This window comes from Amycolatopsis sulphurea, from assembly GCF_002564045.1.
Lineage (GTDB): Bacteria > Actinomycetota > Actinomycetes > Mycobacteriales > Pseudonocardiaceae > Amycolatopsis > Amycolatopsis sulphurea.
The window spans coordinates 2,511,371-2,530,806 of the sequence record NZ_PDJK01000002.1 but is presented as its reverse complement, the minus strand read 5'-3'; the positions used below and the strand labels follow the sequence as shown (position 1 = coordinate 2,530,806).

The window sequence follows — 19,436 nt, the reverse complement described above, 5'->3', positions numbered from 1 at the left end:
CGGCAGGGACACGGGTGGCGCTGGTAAATGCCGGTGCATGACTGTAACGGAGGACCCGGCGGTGCGCGGAACGGTGGTGGCCTGCGGCGCGGCCGGACAGCGGGCGGCGGCGGGTGCCGAGCTCCCGGTGACCGCGGTCGGCACCCGGCCCGGCAAGCCGGAAATCGATTCCTTGCTGGGGGAATACGATCGGCTGGTGGTCGCGGGCACGGATGGCGACCTCGCCGCCGTGGTGGTGCGGATCATGCGCCGGGAACGCCTCTCCGACGTGTCGCTCGGCTACCTGCCGGTCGCGCCGTCCCCCGCGGCCGCACGCTGGCGGCTGCCCGCCGAACCATCCGCCGCGCTCGCGCTCGCGGCCGGCGGAGCCGACACGGCGGTCCCGCTGGTGCGGGACGACACCGGCGGCGTGCTGCTCGGAGCCGCCCGTCTGGAGGCTGTCAAGGGCCAGGCGTATTGCGACGAACAGGTGGCATTCGACGGCGAGGCCGCCGCGGTGGAGATCGCCCCGGATGACGCCGGAGTGCTCGCCCGGGTGACCCGCGGACGGTTCCTGAAACGCACCGCGATCTTCCACGGGCGGGCCTTCCAGATCGGCTGCCTGCCGACGTCTTCGCTGGTCATCGACGGTATCCCGGCCGGGCGGGAGACCACCCGGCGGACTTGGTACCGGCATACCGCCGACCTTCGGCTCGTCCGTGGGTGAACGCGAAGTTCCGGTATCGGCGATGCGCTGGTGACGTTCTGTTCACTGAAGGTCTGTTATATGTCACCCCGAGGTGTTGCGACGGCCACTTCCGTGATTGAGGGTTAACAAGTCCCTGAATCTGACTGGGAGGCAGCAATATGCTGACCGTGCGTACTGTTCGTAATTCGTTGACCGTCGTAGCCGGTGTCGCGCTGCTCTGCGCCACCACAATCGGAGTCGCCGAGGCAACCCCGCCGGGCATCCCCTCCGCCGCCACCGCGAAGAGCGACCTCACCGCGCTCACGGTGCAGGCGGACGGTTCGCTCACCGGCTACAGCCGGGACAAGTTCCCGCACTGGATCGACCAGGGCAACAACTGCAACACCCGCGAGGTCGTGCTCAAGCGTGACGGCACCAACGTCCAGGTCGGCGCGAACTGCTACCCGACCTCGGGTTCCTGGGAGTCGCCCTACGACGATGCCACCTGGACCTCACCGTCCGATGTGGACATCGACCACGTGGTGCCGCTCGCCGACGCCTGGCGCACCGGTGCCTCGTCCTGGACCCAGGCCCAGCGCCAGGCCTACGCCAACGACCTGTCCGACCCGCAGCTGATCGCGGTGACCGACAACGTCAACCAGGCCAAGGGCGACAAGTCGCCGGACCAGTGGAAGCCGCCGTCCACGGGCTACTGGTGCACCTACGCCAAGATGTGGGTGGCCGTGAAGTACAAGTTCAAGCTCACCGTCAACACCGCGGAGAAGTCGGCGCTGACCGACATGCTCGGCCGCTGCTGAATCGGGGGTTGCCCTCCGGAAACCCGGAGGGCAACCCCTCGCGGCCGTCAGTGATCCTCTCGCGCCATCCGCAGGATTTCCCTTGCCAGCGCGTCGTTCTGCCGAAACGGGAGCGCGTTCGTCCGTGGCCGGGTGAACGCGCCCGCGGACCGCGCGCTGGTGTGCGGCCCGAGCGCGAACCGGCGGGGATGCGCCGCGCCGTCCGCGGTATGCACGCGGAAGTCGTCCAGCGTGGTGGCGATGCGGCCGGAGGGCAACGGATCCCCGGCCGAGTCCGGCACCTGTTCCTCCACCAACGCTCCGGTATCCCGCAGATTCCGCAGCAGGGGGTCGGAAACCCGCGGTACGCTCGCCTCCGGCAGCCGTGCCTCGATCAGCGTGCGCGCACTGACCGCGTCCGGATGGCTGCCGCTGGTCGCGACGAACACCGCGGCCTCCTCGTCGGCGGTCAACTGCACGTCGGCGCCGAGGAACGACACGATCCCGGCGTCCGCGAGCGCGAGCAACTCCTCCAGCCGGCGCGGCGGCGGACCGCTGGCGTAGAAGGAAAAGAACCCGTGGAACCAGCCGTCCAGCCCGCTGACCTGCGAAGCGGCCGTGAGCCGCCCGGTCGCCAACAGCGCAGGCAGCTGGCCGATCACGGACAACAACGCCATGAACGCACCCAGATCGGCGCTGTAGTACCCGTCGCCACGGCGGACGAGATCGTCTTCCACATACTCCCGCAGGGCCTTCCCGAACTCCTCCATGCAGGCATACCGCTGCCCGGCGAACGGACGGTCCAGCTTCGCCAGGTCGAGCCGATCAGCTTCGGCAGGTACCGCTCCTGCGATCAGACTGTCCATTTCGGACGTTCCCCAGCGCAGCCCGGCGAACGCGTCGGCGAACACCGCGAAATCGGCGCGCACGCGATCGGGGTGGCCGGTGAACAGCTCGGTGTAGTACGCCCAGGCGAGTTCCTTGGCGATCAGCGGCCACACGTCCGCGTGGAAGTCGAGCGGACCGGGGCGTGCGGTCAGCTCGGTGATCGCGTACTGATCGAAGAATCTGGGCAGCTGCAACGGTTTCCCGCGCAGCCGATACCCGGTCTTCGCGTGATAGGGCACCCCGCGGCGAGAACCGACGTGCAGGACCGGTTCCGCGCCGCTCGGGTGATACCGCAGCCCGCCACCCGGACGGCGGGAGAACCGGCCGCCGCGGCCCTCGGTCAGCAGCAGCATGAGATCCACAAAGGCCAGACCGAAACCGCGTACCAGCACCGATTCGCCGGCCGGCACGCCCGAGTAGTCGACATCGGCGGTGTAGCCCGCCGGGTAGTAGGCCAGCCCGTGCCGTCCGGCGAACTCGGCCAGCTCGCGCTCGGCGCGGTCCGGCAGCGCGTCCAGGTGCCCGACGGTCAGCACCACGGCGTCGGCGGCGACCACCGTGCCGTCGGAAAGCCGGACGGACTCGCGTTCACCGCCGTCGAGCCCGGTCGCCGTCGCCCGGTGCTCGACCACCTCGATCCCGGGCGGGAGACCGTCGAGCACCTCGCGGTAGAACCACTCCAGGTACCGGCTCTGCAGCCGGCGAGTGGGGAAGTCCGTGCTGGTCAACGTTTCCAGTTCGGTACGCAGATCCGCGGGCACCGAATGCACCGATTCGCCGGAACGCACCCGCCGGACCCATTCGATCAGCGACGGTCCGGACCGGACCGGACCGGCCATCCGGACCGAGTCGTCGGTGAACACGGTGACGTCTTCGGGCATCGAATTCATCCGCAGCAACGGTGACTGCGCGTACCGCCACACCCGGCCGGGACCCGCCGGAAACGGATCGATCAGGTGCACCACCAGCCGCCCGCCGCCGAGCAGTTCGGCGGCGTTGGCGGACAGCCGTTCCAGGACGCCGACCCCACGGGGCCCGGCGCCCACGATGGCGAGCGTGAACGTCACAGGGTCGGTCACGCGGCTGAAACTACGCGCGCGAACCGCCCACACGGGCGACGTTCCACTCTGCGGACGGCGGCCATCCGGATGTGGCATGGGGCACAGCGGCGCGGACGCGAGGATCCTCCGAGTGCGGAGCGCTATCGTCTGGATACCCGGAGAACCTGCGGTGACCTGATGGAGTCCGGCGAACCAACCTGGAGAATCACCAACCGTCACGAACCATCGCGGCGGACGGCTCACCACGTGTGATCACACTGTAACCAGGGGGAACTATCGTCGCCCCTGGCACGGCACGGTCCGCACCCGGAGCGGGGAGTACAGGTATGACGGCAGGACCGGAACGCGTCACGTTCCGAGAGGTGTTCGGGGTCGCCGAGTTCCGTGCCATGTGGTTCGGCGAACTGCTGTCCATCGCCGGGGACCAGCTGGCCAGGGTCGCGCTGTCCGTGCTCGTCTACGCGAACACCGGATCAGCCACGCTGACCGGGCTCACCTACGCGCTCACCTTCTTCCCGTCGCTGTTCGGCGGGATCTTCCTCACCGGGCTCGCCGACCGGTTCCCGCGGCGCACCGTGATGGTCACCGTCGATCTGGCCCGCGCGGCGCTGACCGCACTGGTCGCCATCCCCGGGCTGCCGTTGTGGACGCTGTGCGTCCTGGTCGGCTGCGTCTCCCTGCTGAACCCGCCGTTCAAGGCCTCCCAGCTGGCGCTGCTGCCCCAGGTGCTGCCGGGCGACCGGTTCGTGGTCGGCATGGGCATCCGCAGCATGACCGTGCAGTCGGCGCAGCTGCTCGGGTTCGCCGGCGGCGGCGCGCTGCTGATGGCGCTGGACCCTCGGCTGGCGCTGGTGCTCGACGCCGGGACGTTCGTTCTTTCCGCGCTGTTCCTGCGATTCGGCCTGAAGGACCGCCCGGCCGCGGCGAGCGGGAACCAGCGCAAGCCGTTCCTCTCCTCGCTCAGCTCCGGCGGACGGATCGCGTTCTCGACCGCTGCGCTGCGGCCGCTGATGCTGTTCACCTGGCTGGCCGGACTGCTCCCAGTGTACGAGGGAATCGCCGCGCCGTACGTCTCCTCCGCCGGGGGCGGCTCCACCATGATCGGCCTGCTGCTCGCCGCCGATCCGGTGGGCAGCGTGCTGTTCACCTTCGCCTACACCCGCTGGGTACCCGCCGGCCTGCGGCCGCGGCTGATCGGCCCGATGACCGCGCTCGCCGCGATCCCGCTGCTGATCTGCTTCTTCCAGCCGGGTCCGGTGGCCTCGCTGGTGCTGTTCGTGATCTCCGGCGGGTTCGGCACGATCGCACTGCTGCAGGCGACCGCCTCGCTGACCGTCGCGGTGCCGGACGAGACGCGGGCGCAGACGATGGGGCTGTCGAATACCGGACTGACCACCACCATGGGCGTGGTTCCCCTGATCGGCGGAGTACTGGCCGATCAGTTCACCGCACAGACCACTGTGGGTATTTTCGGACTGGCCGGGCTCTTGATAACGATTCCGCTGTCGATCATGTGGCGGCGGGCGGGCCGGGAACCGGCCGCGGACGAGCGGGAGCAGGAAGCCGCACGCGCCGAACCTGCATGACAAGTTCTGCGCGTGGGCTCTGACCTGCGCGACCTTGCGGTGCTGCTACGCGGTCACTGTTCCTTGCTGCGCATCGCTGGTCACCCTTCATCCGGCGTATTCGGGAAAAATGTACACACCAAAGCCCCTTGTGGACAGGCTGCAAATGGACTGAAACTGTGTGTGAGGAGCTTGTCACCGGACAAGTAAGCAAGGACCTGGGGGAAAAATGCTCACATCGGGGGAACGATCTCGCCGTAATCCGATTGAAACGATGCGCGGCTGGACACTGTGGACCCGGCCCCGGCCGTGGGTCGCGGTCACACTGACCAGCCTGACCGCCGCGGTCACGTTGACCGTCCTGAGTACCGTGCTGGTGCCGGTCACGCTGCCCGAGCTGGGCACCTTCGGCCTGCTCGCCGGGCTGGCCGTGGCGCAGACCGAGGTGACCCGGCAGATCGAGCGGCAGCGCCGGATGCTCAGCCACGGCCCGCACATCACCGTGACGTCGGTGTGGCTGCTGCCGGCGGCCCTGCTCACGCCGCCACAGCTGGTCGCCGCGCTGGGGGTGGTGATCTACCTCTACCTCGCGTTCCGCAGCTGGAACGGGACCCGGCCCGGGGAGGGGCATCGGGTCGTCGCGAACGCGACGACGATGATCCTGTCCGGTTTCGGCGCCACGCTGGCCGCCGAACTCGCCGGTGGGCAGGGCGTGTCGACGATTGTTGCCGCTGCGTTCGGCTACTTCGTGGTGAACACCGTGCTCACCGGCCTCGGCCTCTACCTGGCGGCGCCGAAAACGGCCACGCCCGCGCACTGCCTCGGCGGCATCGACGACAACGTCCTGGAAGCCGCGATTCTGTGCGTCGGCGGCCTGCTGACCATGGTGATCACCCAGCAGCCGCTGCTGTCGGGGCTGGTCATCCTGCCGCTGTACGTGCTGCAGCGGTCGGTGCTGATCAAGCGGCTGGAGGAACTGGCGACCACGGACCAGAAGACGCAGCTGCTCAACGCCACCACCTGGCAGGACGGCGCGCAGCGGGAGATCTCGCGCGCGCAGCGCGAGCAGGGCAGCTTCGGCGCGCTGATGATCGATCTCGACCACTTCAAGCACATCAACGACACCTACGGCCACCTCGCCGGGGACGACGTGCTGAAGGCGGTCGCGGCGGTCGTGAAGCAGGAGACCCGGGCACACGACCTGGTCGGCCGGTTCGGCGGCGAGGAGTTCGTCGCCCTGCTGCCCGCAACGTCCAAAGAGGACGCGATCCTGACCGCGGAGCGGATCCGGCAGCGGATCAGCGAGCTGGTGATCCCGACCCATACCAACGAGGGCGAAGCGGTGGCCATCGAACGGCGCACCGCGTCGATCGGCGTCGCCGCCTTCCCGCTCGACGGCGGGAACATCGAAGAAGTGATGGCAGCCGCGGATGCCGCGGTGTACGTGGCGAAGAACGAGGGGCGTAACCGCGTGGTCGGCTCGCCCGCGAAGGCGACGGGCGGGGTGCCCGCCGCGTCTCGCCCGGCCGGGATCGGCGCGACGCCGGCCCTGCCGGAACTCGTCGGCGTCTGAGGCGTCTGAGGCGCCTGACTGGCTCGGCCCGGCCGGCTCCCTCCCCCGGCCGGCCGGGCCTTCTCCCCACCAGCACGGCCTTCAAGCACGCACCAGGGGGGAAGTCGGTGTGCAGGTCTGTGAAGGGGCCCTTCACAGACTCTGAGTCCGTGAAGGGCCCCTTCACGGACCCGAAACCGGTCCGGCGCACGGGGGGGAACTGATCAGGAAGGGAGGTCAGGGCCGGAGGGTGGGCGGGAGGCTGCTCGGAATTCCGCGGCCAGCTGCTCGATGAAGGTCACCGAATCGGCCGGGCTCAACGCGGTATCCCGGATCTGGCCGATCACGTCGCGGTAGGTGCCCACGTCGCCCGCGTCCAGGACGAACGCGCCCGAGCTGTAGTGCTCGAAGTAGACGATCGGGTCCGCCGAGCGCATGCCGTAGAGGCTGAACTGCCCGCCGAGTCCCGGATGCGCACCGGAGCTGATCCGGACCACGCGGACGCGCAGTTTCGCCGACGTGGCCGCGAGATCGGCGATGAACCGCAGCTGCCGGGCCATCGTCTCGGTGCCGCCGACCGGATTGCCCAGTGCCGCCTCGCCGAGCAGCACCTCGAACGGAATGGCCAGCGGACCGACCACCAGCGGGCGGCGGGCGATCCGCGCGTCCGCCTGCCGTTCGGCGACCTCGCGCGAGAGCCCCTCGGCGAGGAACAGCGCGCGGGCGTAGTCCGGGATCTGCAGCAGTCCCGGCACCAGCAGCGGCTGCCACTCCACGAGCGAAGTGGCCGCCCGCTCACAGGCGAGCAGGCCCGCCATGTGGTCCGGTGCGGCTTGCCTGCCGAGCGTGATCCAGCCGGGATCGGCAGTGCCGCGGGCCAAGTACAGGATTCGTTGTTTGTGCTCACCGACTACCCCGAGCGCGCCGAGAATCCCGGCGACGTCCTCGATCCCGGGGACCCGCTGGCCGAGTTCCCAGTTGGACAGCAGTGCCGGGTTCGCGCCGACCCGCCGGGCCAGTTCGCGGACGCCGAAATGGGCTTCGACCCGAGCGTTCCGCAGGGCTGCGCCCAGTGTGCGGATCCGGGGGGTGAGCATGGCCGTGCCTCGCATGTGGTGATCTATAGGTGTCTCCAGCCGTAAACACCTCGGTGATCACCCGATGGTGGGGCGCCGGGGCTCCGCGGAACCCCGGCGCGCACCTCACTTCAGGCCGGTCGCCTCCGCCGCCGCCGGATCGGATTCGGCGAGGAAGGTCTTGCAGCGCTCGTATTCCTCGGTCTCGCCGATCCGCCCGGCCGCGGTGCCGAGCACCGCGAGCGCGCGCAGGAAACCCTGGTTCGGACGGTGCGCCCAGGGCACCGGGCCGAAGCCCTTCCAGCCCGCGCGACGCAACTGGTCGAGCCCGCGGTGATAACCGGTACGGGCGTAGGCGTACGCGGCGACGGTCTCGCCGTCGGCCAGCGCGCGCTCGGCGAGGACCGCCCAGGCCTCGCTGTAGTCGGGGTGTTCGGCCGCGACGGCCGACGGGTCCGTGCCCGCGTCGAGCGCCGCTTGCGCGGCGGTGTGCTCGGGCAGCAGCGTCGGTTCGGGGCCCAGCAGATTGTGCGTCATACCGCCATTCTGCCCACGCACCGCGGGGTCAGAGGAACAGGCTGCTGAGCAGGCCTCCACCGGCCAGCACGAGGGCGGCGATGAGCACGGCGGCGACGACCCGTTTCGGCATCATGGGCCGACACCTTGCCCCGAACGGGATACCGAAGGCAACTCCGCCACCCGGAGGGATGAACCGGATACGGCAGGATGACCGGCATGGCAGTTGATGACACGGCCGAAGCCATCTCGCGTGGACCGGTGGGCAGGACCCGGCTCTTCTTCGCCCGGCACTGGCACCGTGGCGCGCCCGGTCAGCCGACCCCCGCGTGGGCGCTGCGGTTCTGCTACGGGATGTGGCTGACCGCGTTCGTGTTCAAGCTGCTCGGTTCGTCGTGGGACATGTCCTGGCATTTCCGCTGGCTGCGCGACGATCTGGCCCCGCCGCACCTGATCAACACCGTTGGCACGGTGATCATCGTGGTGCTGGTGGCCATCCACAGCTACACCGGCCTCGGCTGTGACCGCGGCTCCCTGCGGCTGATGCAGGCCGGGCTTGCGGTATTCCTGATCGCCGCGCCGCTGGACGTGATCAACCACCGGGTCAACGGCCTCGACCTGACCGCGTGGAGCCCGTCGCACATGATGCTGTACCTGGGCACCGGCATCATGCAGGCCGGGGTGCTGCTGGGCTGGCTGCGGCTGTCCCCGCCGGGCCGCTTCCGCACCGGTGTGCTGCTCGCGCTGTGGGCGTTCTTCCTGGAGAACACCTTTTTCCCGAATGGCCAGCAGGAGTACGGCATCCTCGGCCTGCGTTCCTGGGAACGCGGCACCCCGGAGGCCGAACCGACCCTTCTTTCCTTTGCCGCCCAACAGATCGGCCACCCGGTGGACCGCGCCGCGGTCATGCACTTCACCATGCCGATTCCGGACTGGGTCTATCTCGTGTGGGGCGTCGGGGTGTCCGCGTTGATCCTCGCACTGGCCCGCCGCACCGTCGGTCTACGTTGGACCGCTCTCATCGTGACCGCGGCGTACGTCGCCTACCGGTGCGTGATGTGGCCGCTGCTGCTCGGGCTGAACTTCCCGGTGTCCACTGTGCCGTTCTACCTGCTGGCCGTCGGATTGGCCGTGGACCTGGCGTACCGAACCCCGCGTCCAGCGTTGTCCGGCGCGATTTTGGTGACTGCCTTGGGATACGGCGCGTTCTGGTTGCAATCCCAACTGCGCCCGTTACTGCTTGGCGACAGCCAGACGGAATCGGCGCCCCCGGCGGCGTACTGGACGGCCGCGGTGACGGCAGCGGGGCTGTTCGCGCTGTGGGCACTGACCCAACCCGCGAAGACCTGGTGGGCACAACGAATACACGCGCTGTGAAGGGGGCCCTTCACGGACTCTGAGTCCGTGAAGGGCCCCTTCACAGCCTCCGGGGTAGAACGGTCCGGCGTGGATCAGCGGAGCTTGTTGCCCGCCGAGCCCAGCGCCTGGGTCGCTTCGACGACGCGCGCGGCCATGCCGGCCTCGGCGGCCTTGAGGTACGAGCGCGGGTCGTAGACCTTCTTGTTGCCGACCTCGCCGTCGACCTTCAGGACGCCGTCGTAGTTCTTGAAGAAGTGGTCGGCGATCGGGCGGGTGAAGGCGTACTGGGTGTCGGTGTCGACGTTCATCTTCACCACGCCGTAGGTCACGGCTTCGCGGATTTCCTCCGGCAGGGAGCCGGAACCGCCGTGGAAGACCAGCTCGAACGGCTTGGCGCCGGCCTCGAGGCCGAGCTTCTTCGCCGCGGCTTCCTGGCCGCCCTTGAGCACGTCCGGGCGCAGCTTCACGTTGCCCGGCTTGTAAACGCCGTGCACGTTCCCGAAGGTCGCCGCCAGCAGGTAGCGGCCCTTCTCGCCGGCGCCGAGCGCGTCGATGGTCTTGAGGAAGTCGCCTTCGGCGGTGTAGAGCTTCTCGTTGATCTCCGCCTCGACGCCGTCCTCCTCGCCGCCGACCACGCCGATCTCGACCTCGAGGATGATGTTCGCCGCCGCGGTCTTGGCCAGCAGCTCCTGCGCGATCTGCAGGTTCTCGTCCAGGTCGATCGCCGAGCCGTCCCACATGTGCGACTGGAACAGCGGCAGGCCGCCACCCCGCACGCGCTCGGCGGAGATCTCGATCAGCGGGCGGACGAAGCCGTCCAGCTTGTCCTTCGGGCAGTGGTCGGTGTGCAAGGCGACGTTGACGTCGTACTTCGCGGCCACGACCTGGGCGAACTCGGCCAGCGCGGTCGCGCCGGTGACCATGTCCTTCACCTTCTGCCCGGACGCGAACTCCGCGCCGCCGGTGGAGAACTGGATGATCCCGTCGCTTTCCGCCTCGGCGAACCCGCGGATCGCGGCGTTCACGGTTTCCGACGAGGTCACGTTGATGGCCGGGTAGGCGAATTCGTTCGCCTTCGCCCGGTCGAGCATCTCCGCGTAGACCTCGGGGGTGGCGATGGGCATCGGTTCCTCCTCGGGACGACTGCTGCTGTAGCCGCATCGTACGAGGTGGACACGATCGGCCGAGGTAGTCCTCCCGCACACCCTGGCCGGACCAGGTGGAACGATTCAGCGCCGCGGCGGATCAGCGCCCGCATCCCGATACCTACTTTCAAGTAGGCATCTTGGCCGCCCATTCCTGGGAAGCCGACGTGACCAGCTGGAACGCCCTCGAAACGGCCACCGCCGACGTCGTCGAGCACTTCGGCGGCATCGACATCGTCATCGCGAACGCAGGCATCGCCACGGTGGGTTTCGTGCGCTCAGCGGACCGGGCGGCCTTCGAGAAGGTGATCGAGGTCGACCTGCTCGGCGTATGGCGCACCTTTCGCGTCACCCTCCCGTACGTCATCGAACGCCGGGTTACCTGCTCGCGATCTCGTCGCTGGCCGCGATCGCGCACGCGCCCGGCATCGCGAACTACACCGCGGCCAAAGCGGGCGTCGAGCGTTCTCCAACAGCCTCCGCGCGGAGGTGGCCCCATTTCGGCGTCCGGGTCGGCGTCGCGCACCCGACGTGGATCCGCACCGACCTGGTCGAAAGCGCCGACACACACCCGGTCTTCGGCAAGCTTCGCGCGTCGATGCCGGGACTGACCGGCAAAACCTACCCGGCGGCCGTGGCGCTCGACTACCTCGAAGCCGGGATTCTCAAGCGCGCACGGACGATCCATGTACCTCGCTGGGTCGGCGGACTTAAGCTACTGCGCGCGCGTTCCTGCCTCCGATCATCGAGTTCTGCTCACGGTCTCGGGTGCCCTCGGCGGATCGGGACGCGCTGAAGGACATCGAAGAACGCGGCGCGTTCGAGTCCGCGGTCAACGGCCACGGAGGGCGCGCTGCCACGAAGCAGCACTGAAGGAGCGCGCATGTCCCGTCGCGACCAGATCCGGATGACGCCGGACGAGGTGCAGGCCTATCTCGCCGAGCAGAAGGTCATCAACGTCGCGTCGATCGGCCCGAAGGGCAGGCCACACCTGGCACCGCTCTGGTACTACCCGTACGAGGGCGGCGTCGCGACGTGGACGTACGGCAGCTCTCAGAAGGCGAAGAACCTGCGGCGACTCCCCGAGGCGACCGTGCTGGTCGAAAGCGGCGAGTCGTACGAGCAGCTGTGCGGCGTCTCGTTCGAAGCAGCCGTCGAACTCATCGATGACACCCCGGTAGTCACCCGGATGGGCATCACGCTCATGCAGCGCTACTCCGGCGCCGAGCCGGGCGCGCGGCCTGCCCCGGAGCTTGAGGCCTTCGTCGCAGGCCAGGCCCCGAAACGGATCGGCCTGATCTTCCGTCCGACGAAGCTCACCAGCTGGGACCACCGCAAGCTGGCCGGAGTCTACTGATCAGTAGGTAGTACTTCTAAGTAGCTGTTACCTTGGGTAACATCAACCCTCGCCAGACCACCACCGCAGCGGAGGCCGAGGAGATGACCGAGCAGGTCAAGGTCGTGATCGTGGGCACCGGGTTCTCCGGGCTGGGCCAGGCGATCCAGCTCGAGAAGGCGGGCATCCGGGACTACCTGATCCTGGAGAAGGCCGGCGAGGTGGGCGGCACCTGGCGGGACAACTCCTACCCCGGATGCGCCTGCGACGTGCAATCGCACATCTACTCGTTCTCCTTCGCGCAGAACCCGGAGTGGAGCCGGTCGTTCTCCCCGCAGCAGGAGATCTTCGAGTACCTCAAGCGCGTCGCGGACTCCCACCGGCTGCGCGAGCGGATCCGGTTCGGCGTGGAGATCACCGGCGCGCACTGGGACGCCGGCGCCCGCCGCTGGACCGTGGAGACCAAGGGCGGCCAGGAGTTCTCCGCACAGTTCCTGGTCTCCGGAGTCGGCGGGCTGCACATCCCGCAGATCCCGCAGCTGCCGGGGATCGCGAGCTTCCAGGGCCAGGCCTGGCATTCCGCCCAGTGGAACCACGAGTTCGAGCTGACCGGCAAGAAGGTCGCGGTGGTCGGCACCGGGGCGAGCGCCGTGCAGTTCGTGCCGCAGATCGCCCCCGAGGTCGCCGAACTGAAGCTGTTCCAGCGCACCCCGCCGTGGCTGCTGCCCAAACCCGACTACCCGATGCCGGCCTGGACCAGGCGGGTGTTCCGGCAGGTGCCGGGCGCCCAGCGGCTCTACCGCGGTGCGCTGTACTGGTCACGGGAGGCCCGCGCGCTCGCTTTCACCGGCCCCTCGTGGATCATGCAGGCCGCGCAAGTGGGCGCCCGGCGGCACATCGCCCGTGGCATCAAGGATCCCGAGCTGCGTCGCAAGGTCACCCCGGACTACACGATGGGCTGCAAGCGGGTACTGCTGTCCAACGACTACTTCCCGGCACTCGATCGGCCGAACGTGGACGTGATCACCGACGGAGTCGCCGAGGTCCGCGCACACAGCGTGGTCGACGGCGCGGGCGTGGAACACGAGGCCGACGCGATCATCTACGGCACCGGATTCAAGGTGACCGACGCGCTGGACTACCTCGACATCACCGGGGTGGACGGGCGCGATCTGGCGAAGTCGTGGGCCACCGAAGGCGCGCAGACGCACAAGGGGATCACCGTCTCCGGGTTCCCGAACCTGTTCTTCCTGCTCGGCCCGAACACCGCGGTCGGGCACACCTCGGTGATCTTCATGATCGAAGCGCAGGCCCGGTACGTGGTGGACGCGATCCGGCTGGCCGATTCCCGCGGTGCCGAGGCGCTCGACGTGCGCGAATCGGTGCAGGAGCGGTTCCAGGAACACCTCCAGGGCAAGCTGGCCAAGAGCGTGTGGACACAAGGCGGCTGCAAGAGCTGGTATCTCGACGCGAAGGGCGTCAACCGTGTCACCTGGCCGGGGTTCACCTGGCGGTACTGGCTGCAGACGCGCCGGGTCGAGCCGAGCGACTACGAGCTGAGCGGCCGGTCGTGACCACCGAGCCCGAGCAATTGGTGCTGCACCCCCGTGACGTCGAGTTCGACTGGTCGCGGTGCCGATGCACTGGATTCCGGGCAGCCGCAGGCCACGCCCAGCATCAACGTGCTGCATCTGGCGCTGCCCGAGGGCGAACGCTGGTTCGTCGAGGTGTTCAAACAGGCCGTCCCGCTGACCCGGGACGGCTCAAGGAGGACGTGCTCGGCTTCATCGGCCAGGAGGCCATGCACGCGCAGGCGCACGACGGTGCCGCCGAACATCTGGAGAACGCCGGGCTGCCGGTGCGCCCGTTCGTCGCGCAGATGGAGTGGATCTTCCGGCGGCTGCTCGGGAATCGCCGCGGAGCCGGCCGGGAATGGCTGATCGAACGGCTCGCCGTGGTCGCCGCGATCGAGCACTAGACGGCGTTTCTCGGACAGTGGATCCTGGACGCGGGCCCACTCGACGACGCGGGCCCGACCATGCTCGATCTGTGCGCCGGCACGGAGGGAGCACCGTTCGGTGGCGTTCGACCTGTTCTGCCACATCGACGGCCGGTACTTCCGGCGGGTGCGCAGCATGGCCGCGGTGACTCCGGTGCCAGCCTGGATCTTCGTCCGCGGGACGCGCCATCTGATGCACCGCGATCCGAACTGACCGGGCCGGCCTACTTGGCGGGCGTACCTGCGGGCGTCCCGCCATGGCCTGCTGCCCGGCCCGCGGGCGCGGGCGATCCGGCCGTACTTCCGGAAGTCCTATCACCCCACCGAAACCGGGTACACCGACCAGGCCGAGTTCACCGGCGGCCCGCGCCGCCGACGCCCGGCCATGACCGGTCCGCGCTTTCCGGCGCGGCTCGACGGCAGCGAGCGGACGGACCTGCTGCTGTCCACTTTGGTCGCTGTCGGCGCGGCGTATCGGCGAGTGGCCGGGTTTTCCGGGCGCCCACCGGTACACGCAGTGGACCGACGGCTGCAGCTAGTCGTCGACGCCGTGCGCGCGGAGGCCGACGACGTGGTGAGCCTCCGGACGGCAATGCGCTGCCGATCTGGCGCCCCGGCGCACACCTCGACCTGACGCTGCCTTCGGGCGCGGTTCGGCAATATTCACGGTGCGGCAACCAGAAAGATCGTTCTTACTCCCGGATCGCCAGGGTGCCGGCAAAGTCCGCGAGGAGGCCCTGCGCCGACCGCGGAGGTCCGTGAAGGTCCGTGAAGGGGCCCTTCACGGACTCTGATAGGGCTTTGTCAGGAGTTGTTGATCTTGTGGTGTGATTCTGGTGTGGATCTTGCTGTGGTGGGGGCGTTGAATGGTGAGCTGGAGCGGTTCGTGGGGGAGGTGTTCGTGCCGGGGCAGCCGGTTGCGGGTGCCGAGCGGCGGGCGGATATGTGCGTGCATCATCTGCGGGGTTCGTTGCTGACCGACGTGAAGCGCAAGACCGCGACCGGGATGGGGCGGGTGCTGGGGGTGTCTGCGCAGAGTTTGAATCATCTGGTCACGGACTCGCCGTGGCGGTGGGAGCCGGTGCAGAACCGGATCGCGGCGCGGGCGCAGCGGTTGCTGCGCCCGGCGGTGTGGGCGATCGATGACACGACGTTCCTCAAAGACGGTCACGACAGTGTCGGGGTGGCTCGTCAGCATTCCGGGCGGGTCGGTGGGCAGGCCAACTGTCAGGCCGCGGTGTCGGTGACCGCGTGCGGCAGGACCGGTGTGGTGCCGCTGGCGTGGCGGTTGTTCATGCCCGAGTCGTGGAACCCGGAACTCTCGGGCGAACGTCGGGGACCCGCCCGGGTCCCCGACGACGTCCGCCATCGCCCCAAGTGGCAACTGGCGCTGGACGCTCTCGACGAGCTGGCCGAGCAGAAACTCACACCACCTCCGGTGGTGGCTGATGAAGACTACGGCCGGGCCGGTGAGTTCCGGGACGGTCTCGCCGGTCGTGGTCTGGGGTTCGTGGTGCAGGTCAACCACGACATCAGCCTGCTGCCCTGGCGTCGGGAACCCGACACCGCGTGGGCACGCGAAGGCAAACACCTGCCGGCTACCGGCATCGCCGCCGGTGCCACCAAGACCCCGGTGTCCTGGCACACCGACGACGGTGAACGGGTGGCCCATTTCAGCCTGCTACGGGTACGTGAGGCCGGAAGGCCGGTACGGCAACGAGCGTCCGCGGCGAAAACCTGCCTGCCCGACCGGTGGCTGCTGATCCAATGGGACACCAAGAAACCAGACGAGCCTGCCCACGTATGGCTGGCTCACCTTCCCGGCGTTGCCCGCCCCACCATCACGCGCCTGGTCCGGCTCGCCAAAGCCCGGTGGGCCATCGAGACCAGCTACCGCGAACTCAAAAACACCCTCGGTATCGACCACTTCGAAGGCCGCACCTGGCCAGGCTGGCACCGCCACGTCACGCTCGTCACCGCGGCCTTGCTGTTCCTCACCGAATACCGCGCCCGCACACTAAAAAACGCGGCCCCGGCCTGACACTCGGACAGGTCGCCCTGCTCCTGCAGAACCTGCTCACGTGCTGGACCGGGGCCTGCGCCCTCTGCCAACGAGAACTACCCCCATAACAAAGCCCTATCAGAGTCTGTGAAGGGCCCCTTCACAGACTTCGGGACAGGTCTGGCGCACAGCGCGAGGTAGTCGCGCCTCGAATAGCTCCGCATCGTGCGTTGCCGGGCGTGATCGACGAAGATGGCAGGCGCCATCGATGATGACGCGGCAGCCACGGCTCACTCTGCTGATCACGGGGCTTAGGCAAACTTTGCCGGGACCCTGACCGGATCGCGGTGCGACGCCTCGGTGCCGCGTCCGCGGAGGCACACGCGCTGACGGCGGGAACCCGCGTGACCGTGCGCGGGCCGCGCAATGCGTTCCCGTTCGCCGCCGCTCCGGCGTACCACTTCGTGGCGGGCGGGATCGGGATCACCCCGATCCTGCCGATGATGCGCCAGGCGGCTGGTTTACACCGGACCGGACCGGGCATCGATGCCGTTCACGGACGAACTCGCCACACTGGCACCGGAACGAGTCCGGCTCGGGCCGACCACGGAGTTCGGCATCCCGGCCTCCGGCGCGGAGCTGCTGACCGGGATGACGCCCGGCGCCGCAGTGTACTGCTGTGGCTCGGCGCCGATGATCGGCAGCGTCCGGGTTCGCCGCAGCCGTGCACTTCGAGCGGTTCGCCCCGCCGCCGATCGTGGCCGGTCGCCCGTTCCTCCTGGTCCTGCGCCGCAGCGAACGCACGCTGACGGGTACCCACGGACCGCTCGACGCGCTCCGGGAAGTGCTGCCGGACCTGCCCTACTCGTGCCGGCAGGGCTTCTGCGGCACCTGCGCGGTGCCGACCGTGGACGGCGGGCAGATGCGGATATGCCCGCCGTCCTGGATCTCTAGTCCTGGCCGGGCAACCAAGAGCCGAGCACCGGCCGGAACTCGCGGACCGAACGTTCTGCCACGACACCTTCCAGGTAGTACGGGTCGTTGTCGATCAGGGTCTGCAGTTCCGCCTCGCTCTCGGCCTGCCAGAGCCCGAGGCCGCCGGTGTCGTCGCCGAGCGGACCGGCGACCGCGACCCGGCCCTGCGCGGCGTGCTCGGTCAGGTACGCACGGTGGCGGGGACGAACGTCCGCCAGTTTCTCCGGCACGTAGCGGATTTCGACGAGGTACCAGGCCATGCGGATCTCCCGGGTAGAGGTTGCGGTGACCGCAGGGACGCTACCTGTGCCCGGCGGAGTGATCCCAGCATCCGATCAGTGGCGGGGTCGGGGCGACCCGATACCCTAGGTGGGCGTCAGCACCTGTGTGCCCGCTGTGCTAACCGGAGCCGCCACAGGTCCGCTGACCCGATATGTCGAGGACAGGCGGAGAAACATGCTCGAGGGGAACGCGGAACGCAGTGTCGAGGCGACCCTCGGGCACTTGCGGACCATGGACGGACCGGCACCGGTGCAGCCACCGGCCGCTCCGCTGACCCTGGAAGACCTGTACAAACAGCACCGGATGCGGCTGGTCCGGCTGGCGATACTCCTGGTGGACGAGCCGGCCACGGCCGAGGACGTCGTGCAGGAGGCGTTCACCGGCCTGCACCGCAACTGGGGGCGGCTGCGTGACGCCGCGGCCGCTGTCGGTTACCTGCGCACCGCCGTGGTCAACGGATCGCGGAGCGTGTTGCGCCGGCGCAAGACCGCGCGCGAGTACGTGCCGCCGCACGCGGTCAACGCCCGGTCCGCGGAAAGCCTCGCGATGCTTTCCAGCGAGCATCAGGCCGTCGTGAGCGCGCTTTCGAAGCTGCCGCCGCGACAGCGCGAGGTGCTCGTGCTGCGGTACTACGGCGGGCTCAGCGAAGCCGAGATCTCCGAGGCCGCGGGTATCTCGAAGGGGACCGTGAAGTCAACCGCCAGCCGAGCGCTGGAGGCGCTGCAGAAGGCAATGCAGGCACCGCAACTGTGACCCGGTGGGATGACCCCAGATCTGGTCCAGACCAATATATGCTGGAGTGTGTGAAGCACGCCGGAGATTTCGTCATCACGGGTGGCCGCATCGCCACCCCGGACCACGTTCTCGAGAACGGCTGGCTGTCCGTGTCGGACGGGCGGATCAGCGCGCTCGGCACCGGAACGCCCCCGGGCGGCCCGGAAACCGAACTCGTCGACGTCGGCGGGGGCCTGGTCGTGCCCGGGTTCATCGACACCCACTGCCACGGCGGTGGCGGCAGCTCGTTCTCCACACTGGACGCCGACGAGGTCCTCACCGCGGTGCGCGCGCACCGGCGGCACGGCACCACGACCACGCTGGCCAGCCTGGTCTCCGATCCGGTCGACCTGCTCACCGAGCAGATCGCCGCGCTGCGCGAGCTGGTGCAGGAAGGTGAGCTGGCCGGGATTCACCTGGAGGGCCCGTTCATCTCCCGGGCCCGCTGCGGGGCACACGATCCGGACACGTTGCGCGAACCGGATACCCGCACCGTGGAGAAGCTGCTCCGGGCCGGACACGGCGCGATCCGGATGGTCACCCTCGCCCCGGAGCTGCCCGGCGGGGTCAAGGCCGTCCGCCAGCTGGCCGAAACCGGTGTGCTCGCCGCGATCGGGCACACCGACGGCGTCGCCGAACAGCTGGTCCCCGCGATCGACGCGGGCGCGACGGTGGCCACCCACCTGTTCAACGGGATGCGCCCGTTGCACCATCGCGAACCGGGCCCGGTGGGCGTACTGCTCGACGACGAACGGGTGACCGTCGAGCTGATCTGCGATCTCGTGCACCTGCACCCGACCGTGGTCCGCCTGGCCGCGAACCACGCCGGCCAGGGCCGGACCATGCTGATCACCGACGCGATGTCGGCCACCGACGCCGCCGACGGCCGCTACACCCTCGGCCGCCTGGAGGTCGACGTCCACGATGGGGTGGCGACCCTGCCCAACGGTTCACTGGCCGGCAGCACGTTGACGATGGACGCCGCTTTCCGGAACCTGGTGAAGGGGGCGAAACTCGGGGTCCTGGAAGCCGTCCGGGCCACCTCCGGACGCCCCGCGGAACTGCTGGGCATCGCGGACCGCACGGGTTCCCTGCGCCCCGGCCTGGCCGCCGACGCGGTAGTACTGGACGACGACCTGCGCCCGACCCGCGTCCTGCGCCAGGGCGAGTGGGTGGCCGAGGTCGGCAGGGCTACCTTGAGCACGTAAACGCGAGACCCCGAGACCCCGGAGAAAGACGGAGCGGATGAGCGAGCCGAAGGACCCGGAGCGCCTGCTGGCCGAGGCGCTGCGCGCACAGGCGGCATTCGCACCGCATCTGGCTCCAGGCTCGAGCAGCCGGGCCGAACCCGCTCCGGGTGCGGCGGCTCGGGGTGCGTCGGATGGTCCGACGGCGAGTGCGGCGGGTGCGGCGGGTGCGGCGGCTCCGGGCGTTCCGGCTCC

The 19,436-nt window shown here is 69.1% G+C and carries 18 protein-coding genes and 2 pseudogenes; 15 read left to right on the top strand and 5 right to left on the bottom strand.

The features are described from left to right. Positions 1-37: 37 nt before the first annotated feature. Both ATK36_RS17930 and ATK36_RS17925 read left to right on the top strand, forming a co-directional pair. The gene (locus ATK36_RS17930) at positions 38-706 is read left to right on the top strand and encodes a hypothetical protein (RefSeq protein WP_245914873.1); all 669 of its coding nucleotides are present in this window, start codon (positions 38-40) and stop codon (positions 704-706) included. Positions 707-846: 140 nt separating this feature from the next. Further along, the gene (locus tag ATK36_RS17925) at positions 847-1,485 is read left to right on the top strand and encodes an HNH endonuclease family protein (RefSeq protein ID WP_098512604.1); all 639 of its coding nucleotides are present in this window, start codon (positions 847-849) and stop codon (positions 1,483-1,485) included. 47 nt (positions 1,486-1,532) lie between these two features. On the opposite strand, the gene ATK36_RS17920 is transcribed toward ATK36_RS17925, so the two are convergent. Next, a complete protein-coding gene (locus ATK36_RS17920) occupies positions 1,533-3,431 on the bottom strand; it encodes an FAD/NAD(P)-binding protein (RefSeq protein WP_245914871.1) in 1,899 nt (632 codons plus the stop codon). A 308-nt stretch (positions 3,432-3,739) separates the two neighbouring features. Here ATK36_RS17920 and ATK36_RS17915 point away from each other — a divergent pair, with 308 nt between their 5' ends. Next, the gene (locus ATK36_RS17915; protein ID WP_098512602.1) at positions 3,740-4,999 is read left to right on the top strand and encodes an MFS transporter; all 1,260 of its coding nucleotides are present in this window, start codon (positions 3,740-3,742) and stop codon (positions 4,997-4,999) included. A gap of 253 nt (positions 5,000-5,252) precedes the next feature. Next, entirely contained in the window at positions 5,253-6,551 is a 1,299-nt protein-coding gene (locus ATK36_RS17910) for a GGDEF domain-containing protein (RefSeq protein ID WP_170069788.1), read from the top strand. A 203-nt stretch (positions 6,552-6,754) separates the two neighbouring features. Here ATK36_RS17910 and ATK36_RS17905 read toward each other — a convergent pair whose 3' ends face one another. Further along, entirely contained in the window at positions 6,755-7,642 is an 888-nt protein-coding gene (locus ATK36_RS17905; protein ID WP_098512600.1) for a helix-turn-helix domain-containing protein, read from the bottom strand. 90 nt (positions 7,643-7,732) lie between these two features. Further along, positions 7,733-8,143 (bottom strand): DUF3151 domain-containing protein, encoded by a 411-nt coding sequence (locus ATK36_RS17900; protein WP_098512599.1) that lies wholly within the window; start codon positions 8,141-8,143, stop codon positions 7,733-7,735. A 198-nt stretch (positions 8,144-8,341) separates the two neighbouring features. Here ATK36_RS17900 and ATK36_RS17895 point away from each other — a divergent pair, with 198 nt between their 5' ends. Continuing rightward, positions 8,342-9,499, top strand: a complete 1,158-nt coding sequence (locus tag ATK36_RS17895; protein WP_425427393.1) for a hypothetical protein — start codon at positions 8,342-8,344, stop codon at positions 9,497-9,499. A 74-nt stretch (positions 9,500-9,573) separates the two neighbouring features. Here the strand turns inward: ATK36_RS17895 and fbaA are convergent, their stop codons facing one another. Further along, a complete protein-coding gene (gene fbaA, locus ATK36_RS17890; protein ID WP_098512597.1) occupies positions 9,574-10,605 on the bottom strand; it encodes a class II fructose-bisphosphate aldolase in 1,032 nt (343 codons plus the stop codon). Positions 10,606-10,700: 95 nt separating this feature from the next. Here fbaA and ATK36_RS17885 point away from each other — a divergent pair. The 8 genes and pseudogenes from ATK36_RS17885 to ATK36_RS34430 all read left to right on the top strand — a co-directional run. Further along, positions 10,701-11,422, top strand: a pseudogene (locus tag ATK36_RS17885) (SDR family NAD(P)-dependent oxidoreductase). A gap of 87 nt (positions 11,423-11,509) precedes the next feature. Further along, positions 11,510-11,983, top strand: coding sequence for a pyridoxamine 5'-phosphate oxidase family protein (locus tag ATK36_RS17880; RefSeq protein ID WP_098512596.1), 474 nt, complete (start codon positions 11,510-11,512; stop codon positions 11,981-11,983). 83 nt (positions 11,984-12,066) lie between these two features. Continuing rightward, positions 12,067-13,536, top strand: a complete 1,470-nt coding sequence (locus ATK36_RS17875) for a flavin-containing monooxygenase (protein WP_098512595.1) — start codon at positions 12,067-12,069, stop codon at positions 13,534-13,536. 200 nt (positions 13,537-13,736) lie between these two features. Beyond that, positions 13,737-13,940, top strand: a complete 204-nt coding sequence (locus tag ATK36_RS34720) for a metal-dependent hydrolase (protein WP_425427392.1) — start codon at positions 13,737-13,739, stop codon at positions 13,938-13,940. A gap of 100 nt (positions 13,941-14,040) precedes the next feature. After that, positions 14,041-14,175, top strand: a complete 135-nt coding sequence (locus ATK36_RS34715) for a hypothetical protein (RefSeq protein WP_425427391.1) — start codon at positions 14,041-14,043, stop codon at positions 14,173-14,175. 171 nt (positions 14,176-14,346) lie between these two features. Next, a complete protein-coding gene (locus ATK36_RS17865) occupies positions 14,347-14,595 on the top strand; it encodes a hypothetical protein (RefSeq protein WP_342752032.1) in 249 nt (82 codons plus the stop codon). 219 nt (positions 14,596-14,814) lie between these two features. Next, positions 14,815-16,002, top strand: coding sequence for an IS701 family transposase (locus ATK36_RS17860; RefSeq protein WP_211291895.1), 1,188 nt, complete (start codon positions 14,815-14,817; stop codon positions 16,000-16,002). A gap of 685 nt (positions 16,003-16,687) precedes the next feature. Then, positions 16,688-16,837: pseudogene (locus ATK36_RS34430) on the top strand (PDR/VanB family oxidoreductase); the annotation flags it as partial. Between the two features lie 76 nt (positions 16,838-16,913). Here the strand turns inward: ATK36_RS34430 and ATK36_RS17850 are convergent. Further along, the gene (locus ATK36_RS17850) at positions 16,914-17,198 is read right to left on the bottom strand and encodes a YciI family protein (RefSeq protein WP_098512593.1); all 285 of its coding nucleotides are present in this window, start codon (positions 17,196-17,198) and stop codon (positions 16,914-16,916) included. Positions 17,199-17,394: 196 nt separating this feature from the next. On the opposite strand from ATK36_RS17850, the gene ATK36_RS17845 reads away from it, so the two are divergent. Both ATK36_RS17845 and nagA read left to right on the top strand, forming a co-directional pair. Further along, positions 17,395-17,973 (top strand): SigE family RNA polymerase sigma factor, encoded by a 579-nt coding sequence (locus ATK36_RS17845; RefSeq protein WP_098512592.1) that lies wholly within the window; start codon positions 17,395-17,397, stop codon positions 17,971-17,973. Positions 17,974-18,011: 38 nt separating this feature from the next. Next, a complete protein-coding gene (gene nagA / locus ATK36_RS17840) occupies positions 18,012-19,202 on the top strand; it encodes an N-acetylglucosamine-6-phosphate deacetylase (RefSeq protein WP_098512591.1) in 1,191 nt (396 codons plus the stop codon). Positions 19,203-19,436: the final 234 nt, after the last annotated feature.

What these genes read in the sequence shown, in the direction of transcription:
- ATK36_RS17930 (WP_245914873.1), top strand. Translation starts at nt 38, where the DNA reads ATGACTGTAACGGAGGACCCGGCGGTGCGCGGAACGGTGGTGGCCTGC.
- ATK36_RS17875 (WP_098512595.1), top strand. Translation starts at nt 12,067, where the DNA reads ATGACCGAGCAGGTCAAGGTCGTGATCGTGGGCACCGGGTTCTCCGGG.
- ATK36_RS17900 (WP_098512599.1), bottom strand. Translation starts at nt 8,143, where the DNA reads ATGACGCACAATCTGCTGGGCCCCGAACCGACGCTGCTGCCCGAGCAC.
- ATK36_RS17850 (WP_098512593.1), bottom strand. Translation starts at nt 17,198, where the DNA reads ATGGCCTGGTACCTCGTCGAAATCCGCTACGTGCCGGAGAAACTGGCG.
- ATK36_RS17845 (WP_098512592.1), top strand. Translation starts at nt 17,395, where the DNA reads ATGCTCGAGGGGAACGCGGAACGCAGTGTCGAGGCGACCCTCGGGCAC.
- nagA (WP_098512591.1), top strand. Translation starts at nt 18,012, where the DNA reads ATGCTGGAGTGTGTGAAGCACGCCGGAGATTTCGTCATCACGGGTGGC.
- fbaA (WP_098512597.1), bottom strand. Translation starts at nt 10,605, where the DNA reads ATGCCCATCGCCACCCCCGAGGTCTACGCGGAGATGCTCGACCGGGCG.
- ATK36_RS17895 (WP_425427393.1), top strand. Translation starts at nt 8,342, where the DNA reads ATGGCAGTTGATGACACGGCCGAAGCCATCTCGCGTGGACCGGTGGGC.
- ATK36_RS17915 (WP_098512602.1), top strand. Translation starts at nt 3,740, where the DNA reads ATGACGGCAGGACCGGAACGCGTCACGTTCCGAGAGGTGTTCGGGGTC.
- ATK36_RS17910 (WP_170069788.1), top strand. Translation starts at nt 5,253, where the DNA reads ATGCGCGGCTGGACACTGTGGACCCGGCCCCGGCCGTGGGTCGCGGTC.
- ATK36_RS17905 (WP_098512600.1), bottom strand. Translation starts at nt 7,642, where the DNA reads ATGCGAGGCACGGCCATGCTCACCCCCCGGATCCGCACACTGGGCGCA.
- ATK36_RS17865 (WP_342752032.1), top strand. Translation starts at nt 14,347, where the DNA reads ATGACCGGTCCGCGCTTTCCGGCGCGGCTCGACGGCAGCGAGCGGACG.
- ATK36_RS17925 (WP_098512604.1), top strand. Translation starts at nt 847, where the DNA reads ATGCTGACCGTGCGTACTGTTCGTAATTCGTTGACCGTCGTAGCCGGT.
- ATK36_RS17880 (WP_098512596.1), top strand. Translation starts at nt 11,510, where the DNA reads ATGTCCCGTCGCGACCAGATCCGGATGACGCCGGACGAGGTGCAGGCC.